14 protein-coding genes and 1 pseudogene are annotated in these 16,844 nt (G+C 58.7%); 4 read left to right on the top strand and 11 right to left on the bottom strand.

From position 1 onward, the window contains the following. The 5 genes and pseudogenes from AC07N8_RS05780 to AC07N8_RS05760 all read right to left on the bottom strand — a co-directional run. A pseudogene (locus AC07N8_RS05780) lies at nt 1-200 on the bottom strand (ISL3 family transposase); the annotation flags it as partial. A gap of 136 nt (nt 201-336) precedes the next feature. Next, nucleotides 337-546, bottom strand: coding sequence for a hypothetical protein (locus AC07N8_RS05775; protein ID WP_493141582.1), 210 nt, complete (start codon nt 544-546; stop codon nt 337-339). Between the two features lie 93 nt (nt 547-639). Next, complete coding sequence (locus AC07N8_RS05770) at nt 640-2,874, bottom strand: TonB-dependent siderophore receptor (RefSeq protein ID WP_493141584.1); 2,235 nt, start codon at nt 2,872-2,874, stop codon at nt 640-642. Between the two features lie 168 nt (nt 2,875-3,042). After that, nucleotides 3,043-4,779: a phosphoethanolamine transferase CptA gene (locus tag AC07N8_RS05765; protein ID WP_483842080.1), complete on the bottom strand. Its 1,737-nt coding sequence runs from the start codon at nt 4,777-4,779 to the stop codon at nt 3,043-3,045. Nucleotides 4,780-4,973: 194 nt separating this feature from the next. Next, a complete protein-coding gene (locus AC07N8_RS05760) occupies nt 4,974-5,156 on the bottom strand; it encodes a DUF6026 family protein (RefSeq protein ID WP_081743948.1) in 183 nt (60 codons plus the stop codon). A gap of 273 nt (nt 5,157-5,429) precedes the next feature. Between AC07N8_RS05760 and gnd the strand changes: the two genes are divergently transcribed. The 3 genes from gnd to AC07N8_RS05745 are packed head-to-tail and all read left to right on the top strand — an operon-like array spanning nt 5,430 to nt 8,757. Then, nucleotides 5,430-6,410, top strand: coding sequence for a phosphogluconate dehydrogenase (NAD(+)-dependent, decarboxylating) (gene gnd, locus AC07N8_RS05755; protein ID WP_483842079.1), 981 nt, complete (start codon nt 5,430-5,432; stop codon nt 6,408-6,410). Next, nucleotides 6,407-7,930, top strand: coding sequence for a glucose-6-phosphate dehydrogenase (gene zwf, locus AC07N8_RS05750; RefSeq protein WP_483842078.1), 1,524 nt, complete (start codon nt 6,407-6,409; stop codon nt 7,928-7,930). Before gnd ends, zwf begins: the two co-directional genes overlap by 4 nt. Further along, entirely contained in the window at nt 7,927-8,757 is an 831-nt protein-coding gene (locus tag AC07N8_RS05745; RefSeq protein ID WP_483842077.1) for an HAD family hydrolase, read from the top strand. The genes zwf and AC07N8_RS05745 overlap by 4 nt, the downstream gene beginning before the upstream one ends. 108 nt (nt 8,758-8,865) lie before the next feature. On the opposite strand, the gene nhaB is transcribed toward AC07N8_RS05745, so the two are convergent. The 3 genes from nhaB to AC07N8_RS05730 all read right to left on the bottom strand — a co-directional run bounded on the left by nhaB (nt 8,866) and on the right by AC07N8_RS05730 (nt 12,266). Then, complete coding sequence (gene nhaB / locus AC07N8_RS05740; protein WP_483842076.1) at nt 8,866-10,368, bottom strand: sodium/proton antiporter NhaB; 1,503 nt, start codon at nt 10,366-10,368, stop codon at nt 8,866-8,868. Nucleotides 10,369-10,442: 74 nt separating this feature from the next. Next, entirely contained in the window at nt 10,443-11,732 is a 1,290-nt protein-coding gene (locus tag AC07N8_RS05735) for an NHL repeat-containing protein (protein ID WP_493141588.1), read from the bottom strand. Nucleotides 11,733-11,999: 267 nt separating this feature from the next. After that, a complete protein-coding gene (locus AC07N8_RS05730) occupies nt 12,000-12,266 on the bottom strand; it encodes a hypothetical protein (protein WP_483842074.1) in 267 nt (88 codons plus the stop codon). Between the two features lie 343 nt (nt 12,267-12,609). Here AC07N8_RS05730 and AC07N8_RS05725 point away from each other — a divergent pair, with 343 nt between their 5' ends. Next, a complete protein-coding gene (locus tag AC07N8_RS05725; RefSeq protein WP_483842073.1) occupies nt 12,610-13,935 on the top strand; it encodes a sigma-54 dependent transcriptional regulator in 1,326 nt (441 codons plus the stop codon). Nucleotides 13,936-14,002: 67 nt separating this feature from the next. On the opposite strand, the gene fapF is transcribed toward AC07N8_RS05725, so the two are convergent. From fapF to fapD, 3 genes are read right to left on the bottom strand one after another with little or no spacing between them, the layout of a single operon-like run. Continuing rightward, nucleotides 14,003-15,316 carry a fibril amyloid transporter FapF gene (gene fapF, locus AC07N8_RS05720; RefSeq protein ID WP_483842072.1) on the bottom strand — a complete coding sequence of 438 codons (1,314 nt, stop codon included), beginning with the start codon at nt 15,314-15,316 and terminating at the stop codon, nt 14,003-14,005. Nucleotides 15,317-15,361: 45 nt separating this feature from the next. Continuing rightward, on the bottom strand, nt 15,362-16,105 hold the full coding sequence (fapE, locus tag AC07N8_RS05715) for a fibril amyloid subunit FapE (RefSeq protein WP_493141591.1): 744 nt from the start codon (nt 16,103-16,105) through the stop codon (nt 15,362-15,364). A 44-nt stretch (nt 16,106-16,149) separates the two neighbouring features. After that, nucleotides 16,150-16,830, bottom strand: a complete 681-nt coding sequence (fapD, locus tag AC07N8_RS05710) for a fibril amyloid maturation endopeptidase FapD (protein ID WP_483842070.1) — start codon at nt 16,828-16,830, stop codon at nt 16,150-16,152. Nucleotides 16,831-16,844 lie beyond the last annotated feature (14 nt).

Below are 16,844 nucleotides of genomic sequence, written 5' to 3'. Positions count from 1 at the left end.
GCGCGGCCGAGAATGGGCAAATCGCGAACGGTTCGCTCGCAATACTCATGAGTGGTTGAACAAGGCTTTTGGCAGCCACCACAGGAAGGAAATCGGGTGGCGTGGGGAGTCAGCTCGATCCGTAGGGCATCACCATCAGGCTTGATCGTGACGACAGAAAAGCCCTCCCAAAACGGGAGGAAAGTATTAATATCGCGCATAAGAACGCCGGTTTGTTAGATGTGTTTGCTCGCACGAACATCATCAATCAAATCGGCGTTCTTGTTTCTGTGTTTCCCGGGATTCCGTGAAGAACCATAAAAAAGGGCGTCCATCAGGACGCCCGGCTGGCTTCGATTACTTCGGTTTGTAGTTTTCGGTCACTTGTGCGGTTTGATCGCTTGGAACACGCAGTTCAATATTTTTGATCTCGAAGCCATTTGCCTTTTGCTGGGCGAGATGCAACGTCTCGTAGTAATACCGCATGCGTTCGGAGCCGTATTCTGCAAAGGCAGAGACTGAGCCGAACATCATCAGGCCAGCAACGATCAGGGTCGTATATTTCATGGGTGCCTCCCATTACGGGTTCAGGGCCTTTCGTCCATGAAGCAATGTCGCAGGGACATTATCTGCCGATTCCGTCAAATGGGAATGAGCACGCTAGAGCTTCCAGTCCAGGCTCAATGTAACGGTACGCGGGTCGCCCCAAAACACGCCGTTATAGAACCCGACGTTGTCGTAATACTTGGTGTCGAACAGGTTATCGACGTTCAGCGATGCCGAGAGGTGCCGGTCGAATTCATACCGCGACATCAACTTCACCACGCTGTAGGCCTCCTGGCGGATGTTCGCGCTGGCGGTGATCACCTCGCCATCGGTGCCACGTCCGACCGGGCGCCTGGCCGCGCGGTAGACGTCGCTTTGCCAGTTCACCGCGCCACCGACGGTCAGGGCCTGCCACTCGCCGGGCAGGTGGTACGCTGTGGACAGCCGCAGCATGTTCAGCGGTTGCGGCGTGTTGGTGCGTTGCTTTTCACCATTGACCGAGTGGGTGTAGGTGTAACCGGCCGTCATGTTCCAGCCTGCCATGACCTCGCCGGAGACTTCGGCTTCAAAGCCCTGGACCTTGTTGCCTTTGCCGCCCGATTTGAAAAACTCCTCACCGGTGACCGGGTCCGGCGGCACCGAGTCATCAAGTTCGGCAACGTTGTCCTGCTTGCTCCAGAACAGTGCCGTGGCGAGATTGAGGCGTTCTTCCAGCAGGCTGCCCTTGAGCCCCAGTTCATAGTTGCTGCCCACCACCGGTTCGAGGTACTTGCGGTTACTGTCGCGGGCGTCTTGTGGCTTGAAGATGTCGGTGTAGCTGACGTAGGCGGTGTACTCGGGCGTGATGTCGTAGAGGAGGCCGGCGTAGGGCGTCCACATGTCGTTGTGCTGCTGGCGGGTGGTTTCGACGCCGGTCAGTTGCAGGTTGTTGTCGTAACTGTTGGATTTTTTCGAGATTTCCCACGTGCCATAGCGACTGCCCAGTACCGCGTGCAGGTCGTCGGCCAGGGTCAGGCGCGTGGCCAGGTAACCGGCCTTTTGTCGGGTGCTTTCATCAGCACCTTGCAGGCTGGTGACGGTGTCGGGGAATTTCGGAATGCCGCCCATGTATTTCCAGTCGGGGACATTTTCGTAATCCGACGGCCGTGCGCCATCCACCGTGTAAGGATTTTCCTCGCTGCGTTGCGACTCGCCATAGCCAATCATCATTTCGTGCTCGCGCCCGAACAACGAATACGGCCCGGCCACGTTGAAGTCATACACGTTCATCTTTTGCGTGCCGATCATGTGGCTGACGTTGGCGACCATGCCGCTGCGATCCGCCTCGGGGAAACCGCCGCCGGCATAGTAAATCTTGCCGTCGGTGTCACTCTCGCGATGGGTGTAGGCCGCCTTGAAGTGCCATCCCGCGCCGAGTTGCTGCTCCAGCGTGGCGAACGCTGTCTTGTCCTTCAGTGGCCAGGAACTCCACGGCGTGGCCATGTTGGTGGAGCGGCCCAGATTGGCCTTGCTGCCGTCTGCGTTCCAGTACGGGACTGTGCCCCAGGAGGTGCCTTGTACCTGTTTGTCCTGATAGTCGTAACCCACTGCCAGCAGGGTGTCGTCGGTCAGGTCGGCTTCAAGAATGCCGTAGCCGACTTCCCGTTGCAGTTGGTACTTGTCGCGGTAGGAATGGCTGTCGCGATACGCCAGCACGCCGCGCCCGCGCAAGCGGCCATCGAAGGCCAGCGGTCCGCCGACGTCCACGTAACTGTAGTAATCGTCATAGCTGCCAGCGCTGACCCCGCTCTGCGCTTCCCATTGCGCGGTCGGTCGTTTGCGCACCATGTTGATCGTCGCCGACGGATCACCGGCACCCGTGGTCAGGCCGGTCGCGCCGCGAACCACTTCGATGCGATCGTAGATGATGGTGTCCGAATCCGACTTCATGTAGCTGAAGGTATTGAGCATCCCGTCGATCTGGAAATTTGTGATCGGATAACCACGGGACGAATAGCTGACCCGATCCGAATCATTGTGCTGGACCACGATGCCGGTGGTCTGGCTCATGGCTTCGGACAGCGTGTCGAGTTTGAAATCGTTCATTTGCTGGCGGGTGACCACGGACACCGATTGCGGGGTGTCCTTGATCGACAGGTTCAGGCGCGTCGCAGTGCTCATGGCGCCGGTGGTGTAGGACTCGGTGTTTTCGGTGGTGCTGCCCAGGCTGTCGGCGGACACGCTGGTGGCGGCCAGTTCAAGGGTGGCAGGCTGTTTGTCGGGATCAGTCTCGGCTAGCACATCGGGGCTGAGTGCGGCACTGCACAGGCCGAAGGTCAAAGTCATGGAACGGGTGATAGGCGCGAACATCGCAGCCGACTCCTTGTCGTCAATGGAAAATTTCCGTTTGTTCAAAGACGAAGAGAGGAGAGGGGATTTAGCGACAAACGAGAATTGATCTCGTTTTAAGATGTTTCCGAGAGGAGATGTCTTGCGCAGGGCACAACAAAAGGGGCCGGAATCGGCCCCTGAATGGATCTACTGTTGAACGACTTTCGGATCAACTTTCGGCTTCATCAGGCTGAAGTCGATCAGTGGGCGCACCTGGCGCTCATAAGGGTTGCCGATCAGCAATGGGCGCGGCTTGAAGCTTGGGCTGACCAGACTCTTGCTGCGGTCCAGTTCATCAAAGCTCAAACCGGCGAGGTCAGCCCAGGTGTGAATCAGCTGCGAGCTGCTGTAAGGCCGGCTCAGGTCCGCGGCGAAGCTCCAGTCATGGTTTTCACGCCATTTTGGCGAAGCCCAGGCCATGAACGGGATGGTGTACATCGGCGCGGTCGGCTTGTTCTCGTTACGGCCGAGGGTGGTGTGGCCGACGGAGTCGAACACGTCTTCGCCGTGGTCGGAGAGGTACAGCAGGAAGCCGTTCGGATCGGACTTGGCGTAGTCCTTGATCAGGCTCGATACCACGAAGTCGTTGTACAGGACTGCGTTGTCATAGCTGTTGTACGTCGGCACCTGGTCGTCGCGCACGCCGTCCGGCACGCCTTTACGGTCAGTGAACTTGTCGAATGTCGGCGGGTAGCGGTACTGGTAGCTCATGTGTGTGCCGAGCAAATGCACAACGATCAACTTGCGCGGCGCGGCATCGGCCAGTGCCTTGTTGAACGGCTCGATCACGTCGCCATCGTACTGGGCGGCGTTCTGGTTACGGTTGTTGTTCAGGTACACCTGCTCGTCGGCCTGTTCGGAGAAGGTCGTCAGCATGGTGTTGCGCTTGGTCATGGTCTGCTGGTTGGTGATCCAGAACGTCTTGTAGCCCGCCTGTTTCATCATGCTGACCAGCGACGGCGTGGACAGGTAAAGGTCCGGGTTTTCTTCGTCCGCGAAGGTCAGCACCTGTTGCAACGCCTCGATGGTGTAAGGGCGCGGGGTGATGACGTTGTCGAAGACCGTCAGTTGATCCTTGAGCTTGTCCAGTTCCGGCGTGGTTTCACGCGGGTAGCCGTAGAGGCTCATGCGCTGACGGTTGGTGGACTCGCCGATCACCAGCACCAGGGTCGCCGGCTGGTTGGCCATGGTGTCCGTCAGGTTTTTCAGCGGTGGAATCTTGCTCGCGCTGTGCAGCATGTCCTGCATGCCCGCCAGGGTTTCCAGATAGCGGTGATAAGCCACGGCCATCTGCCAAGGCACGGCAGGCTCGATGCGGGTTTCGAATTTCTCGAAACCTTCAGCGAAACTGCCGGTGCGCGCGGTCTGTTTGACCAGCGGGTAACCGACCACGGCGACGACAATGGCGGTCGCGGCGACCAGCGCCTGCCAGCGCGGCAATACGACCGGGCGCAAGCGAGTCCACAGGAAATAGGCGAACAGCGTGTGGGCGAGGAACGCCGCGACCATCCACCAGGCGAAATACTGGGTCATGTACTCGCCAGCTTCAGAGATGTTCGACTCGAACATGATGAAGATGACGCTCTGGGAAAACTCCTGCTGGTAGATAAAGAAGTAACCCAGGCTGGCCATCGAGCAGGCCCACAGCACGACGCCGATCACCGCCGCCATCACGCGCGTCTGTTTAGGGAACAACAGCATCGGCGCAAGCCAGATGGCGCTCATCACAAACGCCTGGCGGAACCCGGTAAAACCCGAGGTTCCCGTCAGTTGAATGAGTAATTGGGTAATGCCGGAGAAATACCAGAAGAACAGGAATAACCAGAGAAATCCTGCCCAATCGAAACCTTTCGCAGACGTAGTGCTGCGTTTAAGCAATGCCATTCAACGCTCCAGCCAAAATCACTTCGACCGTCGTGCCATCCCTTGCCGACGAACGGAAACCACACGAGAACCGGGCGGCCATAATGAACGGAATTATCAGTCAGTATTTGTGAAAAATTTGTGAAACGGCGGAGATCGCGGGGGCAAAACGAGGTCGGAAACAGCGCCAGGCTGTCTCCGATTCACCTGAAAGATCAGGCGTGAGGTGCGCGTTGGGTAACGGGCAAGGAGGGCGATTGAGTGCCTTGAGTCAGTTGGCGCAGTTGCGCGAGTTCCTGCTTCAAGAGGTCGCGCTCTTCTTTCAATTGACGCAATTCATCCCGACGAATCGTAACGTAAAGGGTCTGTGCTGGCCGTGCTGCGTGTACTGTGCCCATTGCTCACCTCGCAAATGGTTGACTCAACTGTAGATCCGCCCCTTGCAAGCGGGTGCTCATCTACTATCGGCGCTGATTTTGATTTCTTTTGCCTCACAAGGGAACTTTTTTATTTTTCATGGTCGCTGTGTCTTCGGCGCGATTACCGACGTTATCAATCAGGATCGGGCACAATGCCCGGAAACTATGTGCCAACGCTCTGGACTAAACCCCATGACTCACGTTGGGCTATAACCTTTGACACACATTATTTGTAGTAGGGAGCATCAGCACATGCAACTCGGGATCATTGGACTGGGCCGCATGGGCGGCAATATTGCGCGGCGCCTGATGCTCAATGGGCATACCACTGTCGTTTACGACCGCAATACCGCCTTCATCGATACCCTGTCTGCCGAGGGCGCCACGGGCGTCGCAGACTTGCCGGCCCTGGTCGCCGGCCTGGCCAAACCGCGAGCGGTCTGGGTCATGCTGCCGGCCGGCGCACCGACCGAAGACACCATCGAGACCCTGAGCACCTTGCTCGAAGCCGGCGATACCATCATCGACGGCGGCAACACCTTCTATAAGGACGACATTCGCCGGGCCAAGACCTTGTCGGAAAAAGGCCTGCACTACATCGACGTCGGCACCTCCGGCGGCGTGTGGGGCCTGGAGCGCGGCTATTGCATGATGATTGGCGGCGATGCCGAAGAAGTTCAACGCCTTGACCCGCTGTTCGCCAGCCTGGCACCAGGCATGGGTGACATCCCGCGCACCAAGGACCGCAAGTCCGATGACGATCGCGCCGAACGTGGCTACATCCACGCCGGCCCTGCAGGTTCGGGTCATTTTGTGAAGATGATTCACAACGGCATCGAATACGGAATGATGCAGGCCTTCGCCGAAGGTTTCGACATCCTCAAGACCAAGGCCAGCACTAACCTGCCGGAAGACCAGCGCTTTGACCTGAACGTCGCCGACATCGCCGAAGTCTGGCGTCGTGGCAGCGTCGTCTCGTCCTGGCTGCTCGACCTGACCGCCGACGCACTGGCCAGTGATCCGAAACTCGACGGCTATTCCGGCTCGGTGGCTGACAGCGGTGAAGGTCGCTGGACCATCGAAGCCGCCATGGAGCAATCGGTGCCGGTACCGGTACTGTCGAACTCGCTGTTCTCGCGCTACCGTTCGCGCGGTCAAGGCACCTTTGGCGACAAGATTCTCTCTGCCCAGCGCTTCGGCTTCGGCGGCCACGTGGAGACTTCGAAAAAATGACCCGTCTGATCCGCAATAAATCCAAGGCAGAACCCGCACCACCGACCACGCTGTTCCTGTTCGGTGCCCACGGTGACCTGGTCAAGCGCCTGCTGATGCCGGCACTGTACAACCTGAGTCGCGACGGTTTGCTGGGGGATGGATTGCGGATCATCGGCGTTGACCACAACGCCATCACTGACGATGCCTTTGCCCGCAAGCTCGAAGACTTCATTCGAACCGAAGTGGCCGCCAAGGTCGGCAAGGGCGATCAAGCCCTTGATCCGCAGGTGTGGGCCAAACTGGCCCAAGGCATCAGCTACGTCCAGGGCGACTTCCTGGACGACAGCACTTATCAAGCGCTGGCGGCAAAAATCGCCGACAGCGGCACGGGCAACGCGGTCTTCTACCTGGCGACCGCGCCACGTTTCTTCAGCGAAGTGGTGCGTCGGCTCGGCGCGGCGGGTTTGCTGCAAGAAACGCCTGAATCGTTCCGAAGGGTGGTCATCGAGAAACCGTTCGGCTCCGACCTGCAAACCGCCGAAGCCTTGAATGCGTGTTTGCTCAAGGTGATGACGGAAAACCAGATCTACCGGATCGATCACTACCTGGGCAAGGAGACCGTGCAAAACATTTTGATCAGCCGGTTTTCCAACAGTCTGTTCGAAGCCTTCTGGAACAACCATTACATCGACCACGTGCAGATTACCGCCGCCGAAACCGTCGGCGTCGAAACCCGTGGCAGTTTTTATGAACACACCGGCGCCCTGCGGGACATGGTGCCCAATCACCTGTTCCAGTTGCTGGCGATGGTGGCAATGGAGCCGCCGGCCGCGTTTGGCGCCGATGCGGTGCGTGGCGAGAAGGCTAAGGTGGTGGGGGCCATTCGCCCCTGGTCCACCGAAGAGGCTCGGGCCAACTCGGTCCGCGGGCAATATGCCGCCGGCGAAGTCGACGGCAACCCGCTGCCCGGTTATCGCCAGGAAAACAACGTGGCACCCGACAGCACGACCGAAACCTACGTGGCGCTCAAAGTCATGATCGACAACTGGCGTTGGGTCGGCGTGCCGTTTTACTTGCGCACCGGCAAACGCATGAGCGTGCGCGATACCGAGATTGTGATCTGCTTCAAACCGGCGCCGTATGCGCAGTTCCGCGACACCGAGGTCGACGAGTTGCAACCGACCTACCTGCGGATCCAGATCCAGCCCAACGAAGGCATGTGGTTCGACCTGTTGGCCAAACGGCCCGGCCCGGCGTTGAAGATGGCCAATATCGAGCTGGGTTTTGCCTACAAGGATTTCTTTGAAATGCAGCCGTCCACCGGCTACGAAACGCTGATCTATGACTGCCTGACCGGCGACCAGACGCTGTTCCAGCGCGCCGACAACATCGAGAACGGCTGGCGCGCCGTCCAGCCGTTCCTCGACGCCTGGCAGCAGGACGCAACGGTTCAGCCTTACGCGGCAGGCGAGGACGGCCCGGTCGATGCTGATGAACTGCTGACCCGTGACGGTCGCGTCTGGCACGGCCTCGGATGACCGGCGCAACGCAACAACCCATCCGTTTTCTGCTCAGTGACATGGACGGCACGTTGCTGCTGCCTGATCACACCCTCAGCCAGCGCACCGTTGCCGCGGTCCGTTCGTTGCGCGAGGCGGGCGTGTTGTTCAGCCTGGCCACGGGGCGCCCGCCCAAAGCGATGTTGCAGCAGATCGAAGCGTTAGGCGTCGATGTGCCGACGGCGGCGTTCAATGGCGGCACGATCGTCAACCCGGACGGCAGTTTGCTGGTGGCTCATTACTTGCCAGCGACTGCTGCGCTCACCACTCTGACGCAGTTCGCCGATCTGCCGGACATTGAAGTCTGGGTGTTCAGCGGGGGCGACTGGCTGTTGAAGGACGCCGAGGGTCCGATGGTTCCCCGGGAGCAGCATGGCCTGGGGTATCCGCCGGTGGTGGTGGAGAGTTTCGAACCGTACCTGGAACGCATCGACAAGATCGTCGCGGCCAGCAATAACACCGGGTTGCTGATCGAGCTGGAAGCGCAATTGCTGCCCAAGGTCGAAGGCCAGGCCCAAGTCTCGCGTTCACAGCCGGTGTACCTGGACGTGACAGCGATGCAGGCGAACAAGGGCGCGGCGTTGGCGACACTGGCCGAGTACCTCGGGGTTGCGCTGGAGCAGACCGCCGCGTTGGGCGATGGCGGCAATGACCCGGCGATGTTTCATCGCGCCGGGCTGTCGATTGCCATGGGGCAGGCGGAAGAGGCCGTAAAGCGTCAGGCCGACCTGGTGACCGGGCCAAACACCGAAGATGGCGCGGCCCAGGCGATCGAGCGCTACATCCTCCCTCGCCAACCCACCTAGATCCCCCTGTGGGAGCGAGCCTGCTCGCGAAGGGGCCGTGTCAGTCAATATTAATTCTGAATGACACACCGCTTTCGCGAGCAGGCTCGCTCCCACCTTTGATCCGGGTTACAGCCAGAAACTCACGGCGTACCACCCAAGCACACCCATCACCACCGTATACGGCAACGCCATCCACACCATCCGCCCATACGACAGCCGAATCAGCGGTGCAATCGCCGAGGTCAGCAGAAACAGAAACGCAGCCTGGCCGTTGGGAGTCGCCACGCTGGGCAGGTTCGTCCCGGTGTTGATCGCAATGGCCAGCGTCTCGAAGTGCTCGCGGGACATATGACCGGCAACGAACGCCCGTTTCACTTCGGTGATGTAAATGGTCGCGACAAACACGTTGTCGCTGATGGCCGACAGCAAGCCGTTGGCGATATACAACATGCCCGGTTGCTGCTCGGCCGGCAGCGCCAGGACCCATTGGATCAGCGGGGTGAACAGTTGCTGATCATGTATCACCGCCACCACCGCAAAAAACACCACCAGCAATGCGGTGAACGGCATGGCGTCCTTGAACGCGTTGCCGATCCGGTGCTCGTCAGTGATGCCGGTGAACGCGGTGATCAAGATGATCACCATCAGCCCGATCAGGCCGACTTCCGCAATGTGAAACGCCAGCCCTGCAATCAGGATCAACGCGGCAGCACCTTGCACCAACAGGGCGGCGCGCTGGCGTGCGGTGCGTTCGGCGTTGTCTTCGTCGGCATAGTTGGCCAGCACGGCGCGCACGTTATCCGGCAAAAGGGTGCCGTACCCGAACCAGCGCAATTTCTCCAGCAGCACGCAGGTCACCAGGCCAGCGACCAGCACTGGCAGCGAAACCGGGGCAACTTTCAAAAAGAATTCGGCGAAGTGCCAGCCCATTTCATGGCCGATCAGCAGGTTCTGCGGCTCACCCACCAGCGTGCACACACCGCCCAATGCCGTGCCCACGGCGCCGTGCATCAACAGGCTGCGCAGGAAGGCGCGGAACTGCTCGAGGTCTTCATGGTGGAGTTGCGGCAAGTGCTGGTCATCGCTGAACTCGCTGTCCTGGCGTGGATCATTGCCCGAGGCGACGCGGTGGTACACCGAATAAAACCCCACGGCCGCACTGATGATCACCGCAGTCACGGTCAAGGCATCGAGGAATGCCGACAGGAACGCCGAGAGGAAGCAGAACATCAACGCCAACAGCGCCTTGGAGCGAACCCCGAGCAGCAAGCGCGAAAACAGGAACAGCAGCAGGTCTTTCATGAAATAGATGCCGGCCACCATGAACATCAGCAGCAGGATCACCGGAAAGTTGTGCACCAGTTCGTCATACAGTGCCTGCGGCGTGGTCATTTTCAGCAGCAGGGCTTCGATCAGCAGCAGCCCGCCGGGCATCAGCGGATAACACTTGAGCGCCATGGCCAGGGTGAAGATGAACTCCAGCACCAGCAACCAACCGGCCACGACCGGACCTACGGTCCACAGCACCAGTGCGTTGAGAATCAGGAAACCGAGAATGCTCGCCTTGTACCAGCGAGGTGAGTGGCCGAGAAAGTTATGCGCGAACGCCTGGGCCATTGAACCGGACATCGGCTACTCCTTGTATTAAGAAGCGCGCAACTTGCCGTAACAGGATGGGAATATCAAGTGCGGGGCATGCAGGCCTAACCGAGGTATCGCACGACAACGGCCTTATAGTTTCCATCCAGTGAATAACCGCCGACGACGATTCTTCCGTCTGCCTGAGCGGCCACCGACGTGGCCGTGTCAAGGCTGCGGCCCAGACGCGTACGAACCCAGCAGCTGCCTTCGGCAAACCCCGGGTCCAGCTGACCGCCGGGTAAATAGCGGGCCAACAGGAAATCGGCTTCGATGCCGCCAATCGTCGCGCCAACCGCCATCACACGACCGTCACCCAGACGCCGGGCGGCTGTCCATTGGCAACCGCTGCGGCCGATTTTCAATAGTTGAGGGTGGCCGCTGTTGCAATGGGCGTCCGGGCGGCCGTTGCTGTGTAGTTTGAAAGCGAGGCAATGCATCGGGTTGCGGCTGCTGCCAAAACACTGCAAGTCGCCATTGTCCTGTTCGATGATCTGGCTGACCTGAGCGCCGCGTTCCTCGGCCCTGAACGTCATGAAACCATCCACGGCGAACGTGTCATCCAGGCGGCCATCGGGGTGGTAACGGGCGAGCAGGGCTTCTTCAGGGAAATTGATCGAACCCCCCACCATGATCCGGCCGTCGTGTTGCACCATCAGGCAGCTGAGCCAGGAGTTCATCAGTAAATGCCGGACGATGACAAAACCTCGGCCGTTGAAGGACGTGTCCAGTTCTCCCTGGCGGGTCAGGCGTATCAGCAGGCCGACGTGATCAGCCAACTCAAAATGGTGGTTGGCCAGCAGCAGGATCCGGCCGTCTGCCTGGACCTGGACGTCGCAGGCTTCGGCCCCCGGAACACCCGGAGGCAGCCAGAGGTCGCGCATGCCCAGGGACAGGTTTCCTGGCAGGCGGACGACACACCGCCCGTTGTCACCGAAATGTTCGACCGGGTGACCTTGCGAATCGAACAACGCCAGCGCTGGCAGCGTTCGGTGAGCGTTTTCATAGTGCAGGCCGGCCACCAGCAGGTGTCCGTTGGCGAGCACGTGGACTTTGCCCGCCATGGCCTCGTGACCGCGCTGGAACTGCCCGATAACGCTGCCGTTAAGGCCGAATGCGAGGTCTGCCGAGCCGTCTTCCAGCAACCGGGCCAGGCCAAAGCAATTGCCATCGCGCATGCCGACGGTGGCCGCCACCAGCACACGACCATTCGAGTCTATTTCCACGCTGTTGGCGATGCTTGACGTACTGCCCGCGAAATACACTTGGGTTTTACCATTGGCGGCAAAACGTTTATCGAGGTCGCCAGCGATGTGCCGCGATTCGGGTTGGGCAAAAGCAGTCTGGTGTGGCATGCGCGCATCTCCTTGCGAGCTGACCGAAACCCGGGTGCGGGAGGGCAACTGCCTGCGAAACATTCAATCCCTGAATGAGCGATCGCACAACTGTCATAACTAACAGGCGGAGGGTCACTGTGTGCCAGAACAGTGTCTTTTCGAACCACTGACAAGGCAGCCAAGTAATACGAGGCGGGGAAGTTGGAGTATCGAATGCGCTGTTAATGTCGCAAACAGCCAGGCAAAGAGGGGGGCGGATTACCTTGAAGTAATCCGCAAACACCCTTAATGCGGCATGGACCACGATTGCAGTTTATAACCTTCCTGGCTCAACTCGGCTCGGGCCTGCTGCAACAGGTGTTCGAGTTGTGCGGGGTCGGAGTAGGCGCTGCTTGGGATTTGGGTCCGGCCGATATGGGTATTGGTGCGGTCGATGACGGTGATGCAGAGCTCACCATTGCCGTCTTGTTGAGCCCAGGCGACGCACTCGAAAGGTTGGAACGCGCTGTCGGCAATCAAAAGAGCTTCGTTGAAACGGAGCGGGGCGGTCATGGGGTCTTCTCTCTGTATGCCCAATCAAGTCACGTGCCGTCGGTTGGGCTTACCGTTCGGCTGGTTACTTGTACTGATGCCCCCAATAGGGGGTCAGGTCACACACAAACAAAAGAATTTTCAACTTTCTTTCATATACTCAATAGCAGGAACTTCTTTTGAAAGCTGAATGAAAGGTTCAACTCGTTAGGTAACTAACCAAGTCGCGCTTATAACTTATTAAGTGGCTGCTCTATAGTCAATCGATACAAGGCCGTGTCAAATTCTTGCTAATGTTACAGCCAGGTCCGCCAAATGACTGTTTTTACTAATATTTCCTATAATTTGGCGCCAAGGAACAGTCATGATCGAAGCGCCCGCGTTACGACGTCTGTTAGTAGTAGATCCCTGTGACGACTGCCATCGCCTGTTACCGGGTTTACGCTCTGTGGGTTGGGATGTTGATAGCTGTTCTCTGGAAAACGCCGCCGATAGAACCTGCGACGTTGGCCTGTTGCGATTGCAACCTTTCCACCTGGAACGCCCGGAAGCCGTCAAAGAGCTGATCAGCCGCAGCGGCACCGAGTGGATTGCCGTACTCAATCAGGAAGTCCTGCGCTTGCAGAATGTCGGGGACTTCGTTTGCGAATGGTTTTTCGACTTTCACACTTTGCCGTTTGACGTCTCCCGGGTTCAGGTCACGCTGGGGCGGGCGTTCGGCATGGCGCGCCTGCGTGGGCAAGGCACGATCCACATCGACCAGCCCGAACACGAACTACTGGGCGACAGCAAGCCGATTCGCGAACTGCGCAAGTTGTTGAGCAAACTGGCGCCCACCGAATCCCCGGTCTTGATCCGCGGCGAAAGCGGCACCGGTAAAGAGCTGGTTGCCCGCACCCTGCACCGACAATCCCAGCGCCACAACAAACCTTTTGTGGCGATCAATTGCGGCGCGATCCCTGAACACCTGATCCAGTCCGAGTTGTTTGGCCATGAGAAGGGCGCGTTCACCGGCGCTCATCAACGCAAGGTCGGGCGGATCGAGGCGGCCAATGGCGGTACGTTGTTCCTCGATGAAATCGGCGATTTGCCGCTGGAACTGCAAGCCAATCTGTTGCGCTTCCTACAGGAAAAACACATTGAACGCGTAGGCGGCAGTCAGCCGATTCCGGTGGACGTGCGGGTGCTGGCGGCAACACACGTCGACCTTGAGGCCGCCATCGAAAAGAAACGCTTTCGCGAAGATTTGTACTACCGCCTGAACGTCCTTCAGGTGGTGACCGCCCCGCTGCGTGAACGCCACGGCGATCTGTCGATGCTGGCCAACCACTTTTCCCACTTCTACAGCCACGAAACCGGGCGCCGTCCACGCAGTTTCAGTGAGGACGCGCTGATTGCCATGGGCAAGCATGACTGGCCGGGCAATGTTCGCGAGTTGGCCAACCGGGTACGGCGTGGTCTGGTGTTGGCCGAAGGGCGGCAAATCGAAGCGCGGGACCTTGGGCTGATCAGCCAGCAAGCCTTCGCCACGCCCATGGGCACGCTGGAGGACTACAAGACGCGCGCCGAACGCCAGGCGCTGTGCGACGTGCTGAACCGGCACAGCGACAACCTCAGTGTCGCCGCCAGAGTGCTGGGAGTTTCACGCCCGACGTTTTATCGATTGCTGCACAAGCACCAGATCCGCTAGGGCGGTGTAACGAAAAGGCCCGCTGCGACATGCATCGCAGCGGGCCTTTTCCATTCCTCGTCAGGAGTTAGAAGTAGTAAGGGAATTTCAGACTGAACTGGAAGTCCGGGGCGTCGTCCGTCATGCCGATGGACAAGTTGGGAACGATAGTGAGGTTGTCGGTGGCCGCAATGGTCATGCCGATGTTGAAGTAACCGGCGTTTGCATCGCTGGCGACCACGGATTCCCAGTCTCCGCCATCCTGTTTCAGCTTGCTTCTGCGTTGCACCAGGTCAGACACCGAGAACGACATACTCATCTTTTCGTTCAACGCAAACGCAATACCTGCGCCGATCTGGAAGCTGTCGCCGATCTCCACCTTGCCTGGGGTTTTCTGGTTGACCGTTGCGCTGATGTCGTCGAAGGATTCTTCGAAGTTGTGGGTGTAGGACAAGCTGCCGAACAGTACCGCCGGGTCAAAGGTTTTGACCAGCGAGATACCTGGGGTGACGGACCATACGCCGTTACCGGTCGGCAGGGTGTCAGGCACGAACAGGTTGGAGTTGGCATCGGTCTGACGCAGTTTGATCCCGAACGGATCCTTGCCCGTAGGTGCCTTGACCCGCAAGGTGACCACGGCATCCGGGGTGTTCACCGATTCGTCGAGGAATTTGTAGGCAATCCCGAAGTTGACGTCGCCAATGGTCGGGTCTCGGGTGACGGTTTCCTCTGTCGTGACGTTGGCCGCGCCCTGATTGCCACCACCCGACTGATAAGTCGACTCGCGGTAAATCACCGGCACGTTCAGGTCGAATTGCCAGCGGTTGTTGAAGTTGTAGCGACCGGTGAGGTCGAGCGTCCAGGTATCAGCCTTGATCCGATCGAGGTTGATGTTGCCAAGGAAGATCGAATCCAGTGCGAGAAAGCCGTTGAGGATCAGCTGGCGGGTGTCGTATCGGGAGTAAGTGATCCCGGTTTCGACGCTGAATTTGCCGCCGCCGAAGAACCCGCTGGCTTCGTCGTACAGGTTGGAAACGCTTTGTGCCGGTTGTGAGTCGTCTGCCAGCGATTGGCCGTAAGAACTGCCGCTGCCCCCTGCGGCTCCCCCCGATGCTGCTGCGGCGCCAGTCCCTGTGGCTACCGCGGTCCCCGCGTTCCCCTTCATGTCTGCTGGCGACTTGGCCAGGCGTTTTGGTGGGGGAGCTGCGGGTTGGTCCTCTACCTGGCGGACCCGTTGTTCGAGTACCGCCAAGGCTTTTTGTTGTACTTCGTATCGTTGCTTTAGCTCCAGAAGTTCCTGTTTCAGGGCCTCTACATCGGCGTTGGGTGCTGCTTGCAACATCGCCGCCGGAAATAGAGTGCTCAAACAAACTACTGCACGCAGTGATACTGATCGATACATGAATAAGCCGTCCCTTAAAGCCCAATGATCGAGAGTCAGCGTAGTTCAATATCCTAAGGTGCGCAGGGCGTTAAGTTGGGTCAGGTTACAGTCCAATGCGCCAGCACTCGGGCCATTATTATTGAGCACCACGTTGAGTTGGGTGAGGTTATTGACCATGTTGCTGTTGCCCAGCAATCGGGTGTTCTGCAGCAATCCGCCCTGGGCGACTTGTTGCAGTGCAGTGCCTTGGTTGCCGTTAGCCTGAATAGCCATTTGTACGCCACCCCCGGTGGCTGACACGGCGACGCTGCCGGCGGCATTGGAGCCGGTGATGGTTTGCCCGGCCATCAGGGCTTGTCCCTGACCCGGCACAAGCGCCGGAGCCTGGTTGGCTTCTTTCACGTCGATCGCGACGTTGTTGTAGGCGGTGTTGCCGTCCCCGGCCGCTCGAACGCTTTGGGTAACGCCCTGGCTGGTCGCCAGGCCTGCTCCACCAATCACACTGCCGGCGCCTTGGTCAGGCGTAGTGCCATTGCCGTCGATCTTGATGGTTGATACATAGAATTCGGGTTTGATCGTTGCTGCCTGGATTTGCATGGACGAAGCCGCCCCGATGACGTCACCGCTGGCATTGCGCCAGGTACTGCTCATGACCACGCCGAAGCTGATAATCCGGCCAGGCATTACATAACGGCCGCGCAACTGGGCGAGTTCCTGATCCTTGATTTCGATGGGTTTGAATCCATTGGCATAGCCTGATGCGCTCGCTGCCAGACAGGCAACGGCCAGCCAGTATGAAGTTTTCATCTGCTGCTCCCGGAGCATCCTGCCCCAATATCATCTTTTGGCGATTAAAAGAAGTCGCTCTGTATGAAACCAAAATCCATCAATTCAGCGTCTCTGACAGGGTTGAAGGTATCCAGCTTGTTCTTGGCCGTCAGCGGTACCGGTGGACTGCGCAATGCATTGGTTTTGTCGTAACCGGGACCTACGATAGCGAAGACGATGCCGTTCCAACCTTTGACAAAGTCATCATGGGAGTAGCGTTTGTGTCCAAGTACCGGGTCGCCGATATAGACCCATTGCTTGTCCGCACGCTGCAACACCACGAAATGCTTGTAGCCGCGAATTTCCATCAGTACCACCACCGGAATCGTCACAGCATCCAGCTTTTCAGGTGGGATCTTGTAGCCCCTGGCGCGCATGCCGATGCTTTCTATGTAGCGCTTCATGTCCAGCATGGAGAAACCTTGAGTACGAACAAGGTTCTGGTCAGCGTTGACCAGCATGCCTTTGATGATGTGCTCCTCATCGACGTCGAGCCAATAAGCCTGGCGTAACACCGTCGCCAGTGCGGCGGCGCCGCAACTGAAGTCGGTTTTCTGTTCGACGATGTCGGAAAACTTGCGCTCACGCAGACTCTGCACATGCTTATAGACCAGCACGCCGCCAGGCAGGGCGGCAACCGGCATCTGAGCGGCCTGAGTCAGGCCAGACAGGCAGAGGAGGGCGAAAAGGGCAGTCTTGCGCATGATCGATGACGCCT

The organism is Pseudomonas sp. GW821-FHT10C09 (genome assembly GCF_059415465.1).
This window is presented reverse-complemented; position numbering and strand designations above follow the sequence as displayed.

Coding starts and splice junctions, on each gene's coding strand:
- AC07N8_RS05775 (WP_493141582.1), bottom strand. CDS start 546: ATGAAATATACGACCCTGATCGTTGCTGGCCTGATGATGTTCGGCTCA.
- AC07N8_RS05770 (WP_493141584.1), bottom strand. CDS start 2,874: ATGTTCGCGCCTATCACCCGTTCCATGACTTTGACCTTCGGCCTGTGC.
- AC07N8_RS05765 (WP_483842080.1), bottom strand. CDS start 4,779: ATGGCATTGCTTAAACGCAGCACTACGTCTGCGAAAGGTTTCGATTGG.
- AC07N8_RS05760 (WP_081743948.1), bottom strand. CDS start 5,156: ATGGGCACAGTACACGCAGCACGGCCAGCACAGACCCTTTACGTTACG.
- gnd (WP_483842079.1), top strand. CDS start 5,430: ATGCAACTCGGGATCATTGGACTGGGCCGCATGGGCGGCAATATTGCG.
- zwf (WP_483842078.1), top strand. CDS start 6,407: ATGACCCGTCTGATCCGCAATAAATCCAAGGCAGAACCCGCACCACCG.
- AC07N8_RS05745 (WP_483842077.1), top strand. CDS start 7,927: ATGACCGGCGCAACGCAACAACCCATCCGTTTTCTGCTCAGTGACATG.
- nhaB (WP_483842076.1), bottom strand. CDS start 10,368: ATGTCCGGTTCAATGGCCCAGGCGTTCGCGCATAACTTTCTCGGCCAC.
- AC07N8_RS05735 (WP_493141588.1), bottom strand. CDS start 11,732: ATGCCACACCAGACTGCTTTTGCCCAACCCGAATCGCGGCACATCGCT.
- AC07N8_RS05730 (WP_483842074.1), bottom strand. CDS start 12,266: ATGACCGCCCCGCTCCGTTTCAACGAAGCTCTTTTGATTGCCGACAGC.
- AC07N8_RS05725 (WP_483842073.1), top strand. CDS start 12,610: ATGATCGAAGCGCCCGCGTTACGACGTCTGTTAGTAGTAGATCCCTGT.
- fapF (WP_483842072.1), bottom strand. CDS start 15,316: ATGTATCGATCAGTATCACTGCGTGCAGTAGTTTGTTTGAGCACTCTA.
- fapE (WP_493141591.1), bottom strand. CDS start 16,105: ATGAAAACTTCATACTGGCTGGCCGTTGCCTGTCTGGCAGCGAGCGCA.
- fapD (WP_483842070.1), bottom strand. CDS start 16,830: ATGCGCAAGACTGCCCTTTTCGCCCTCCTCTGCCTGTCTGGCCTGACT.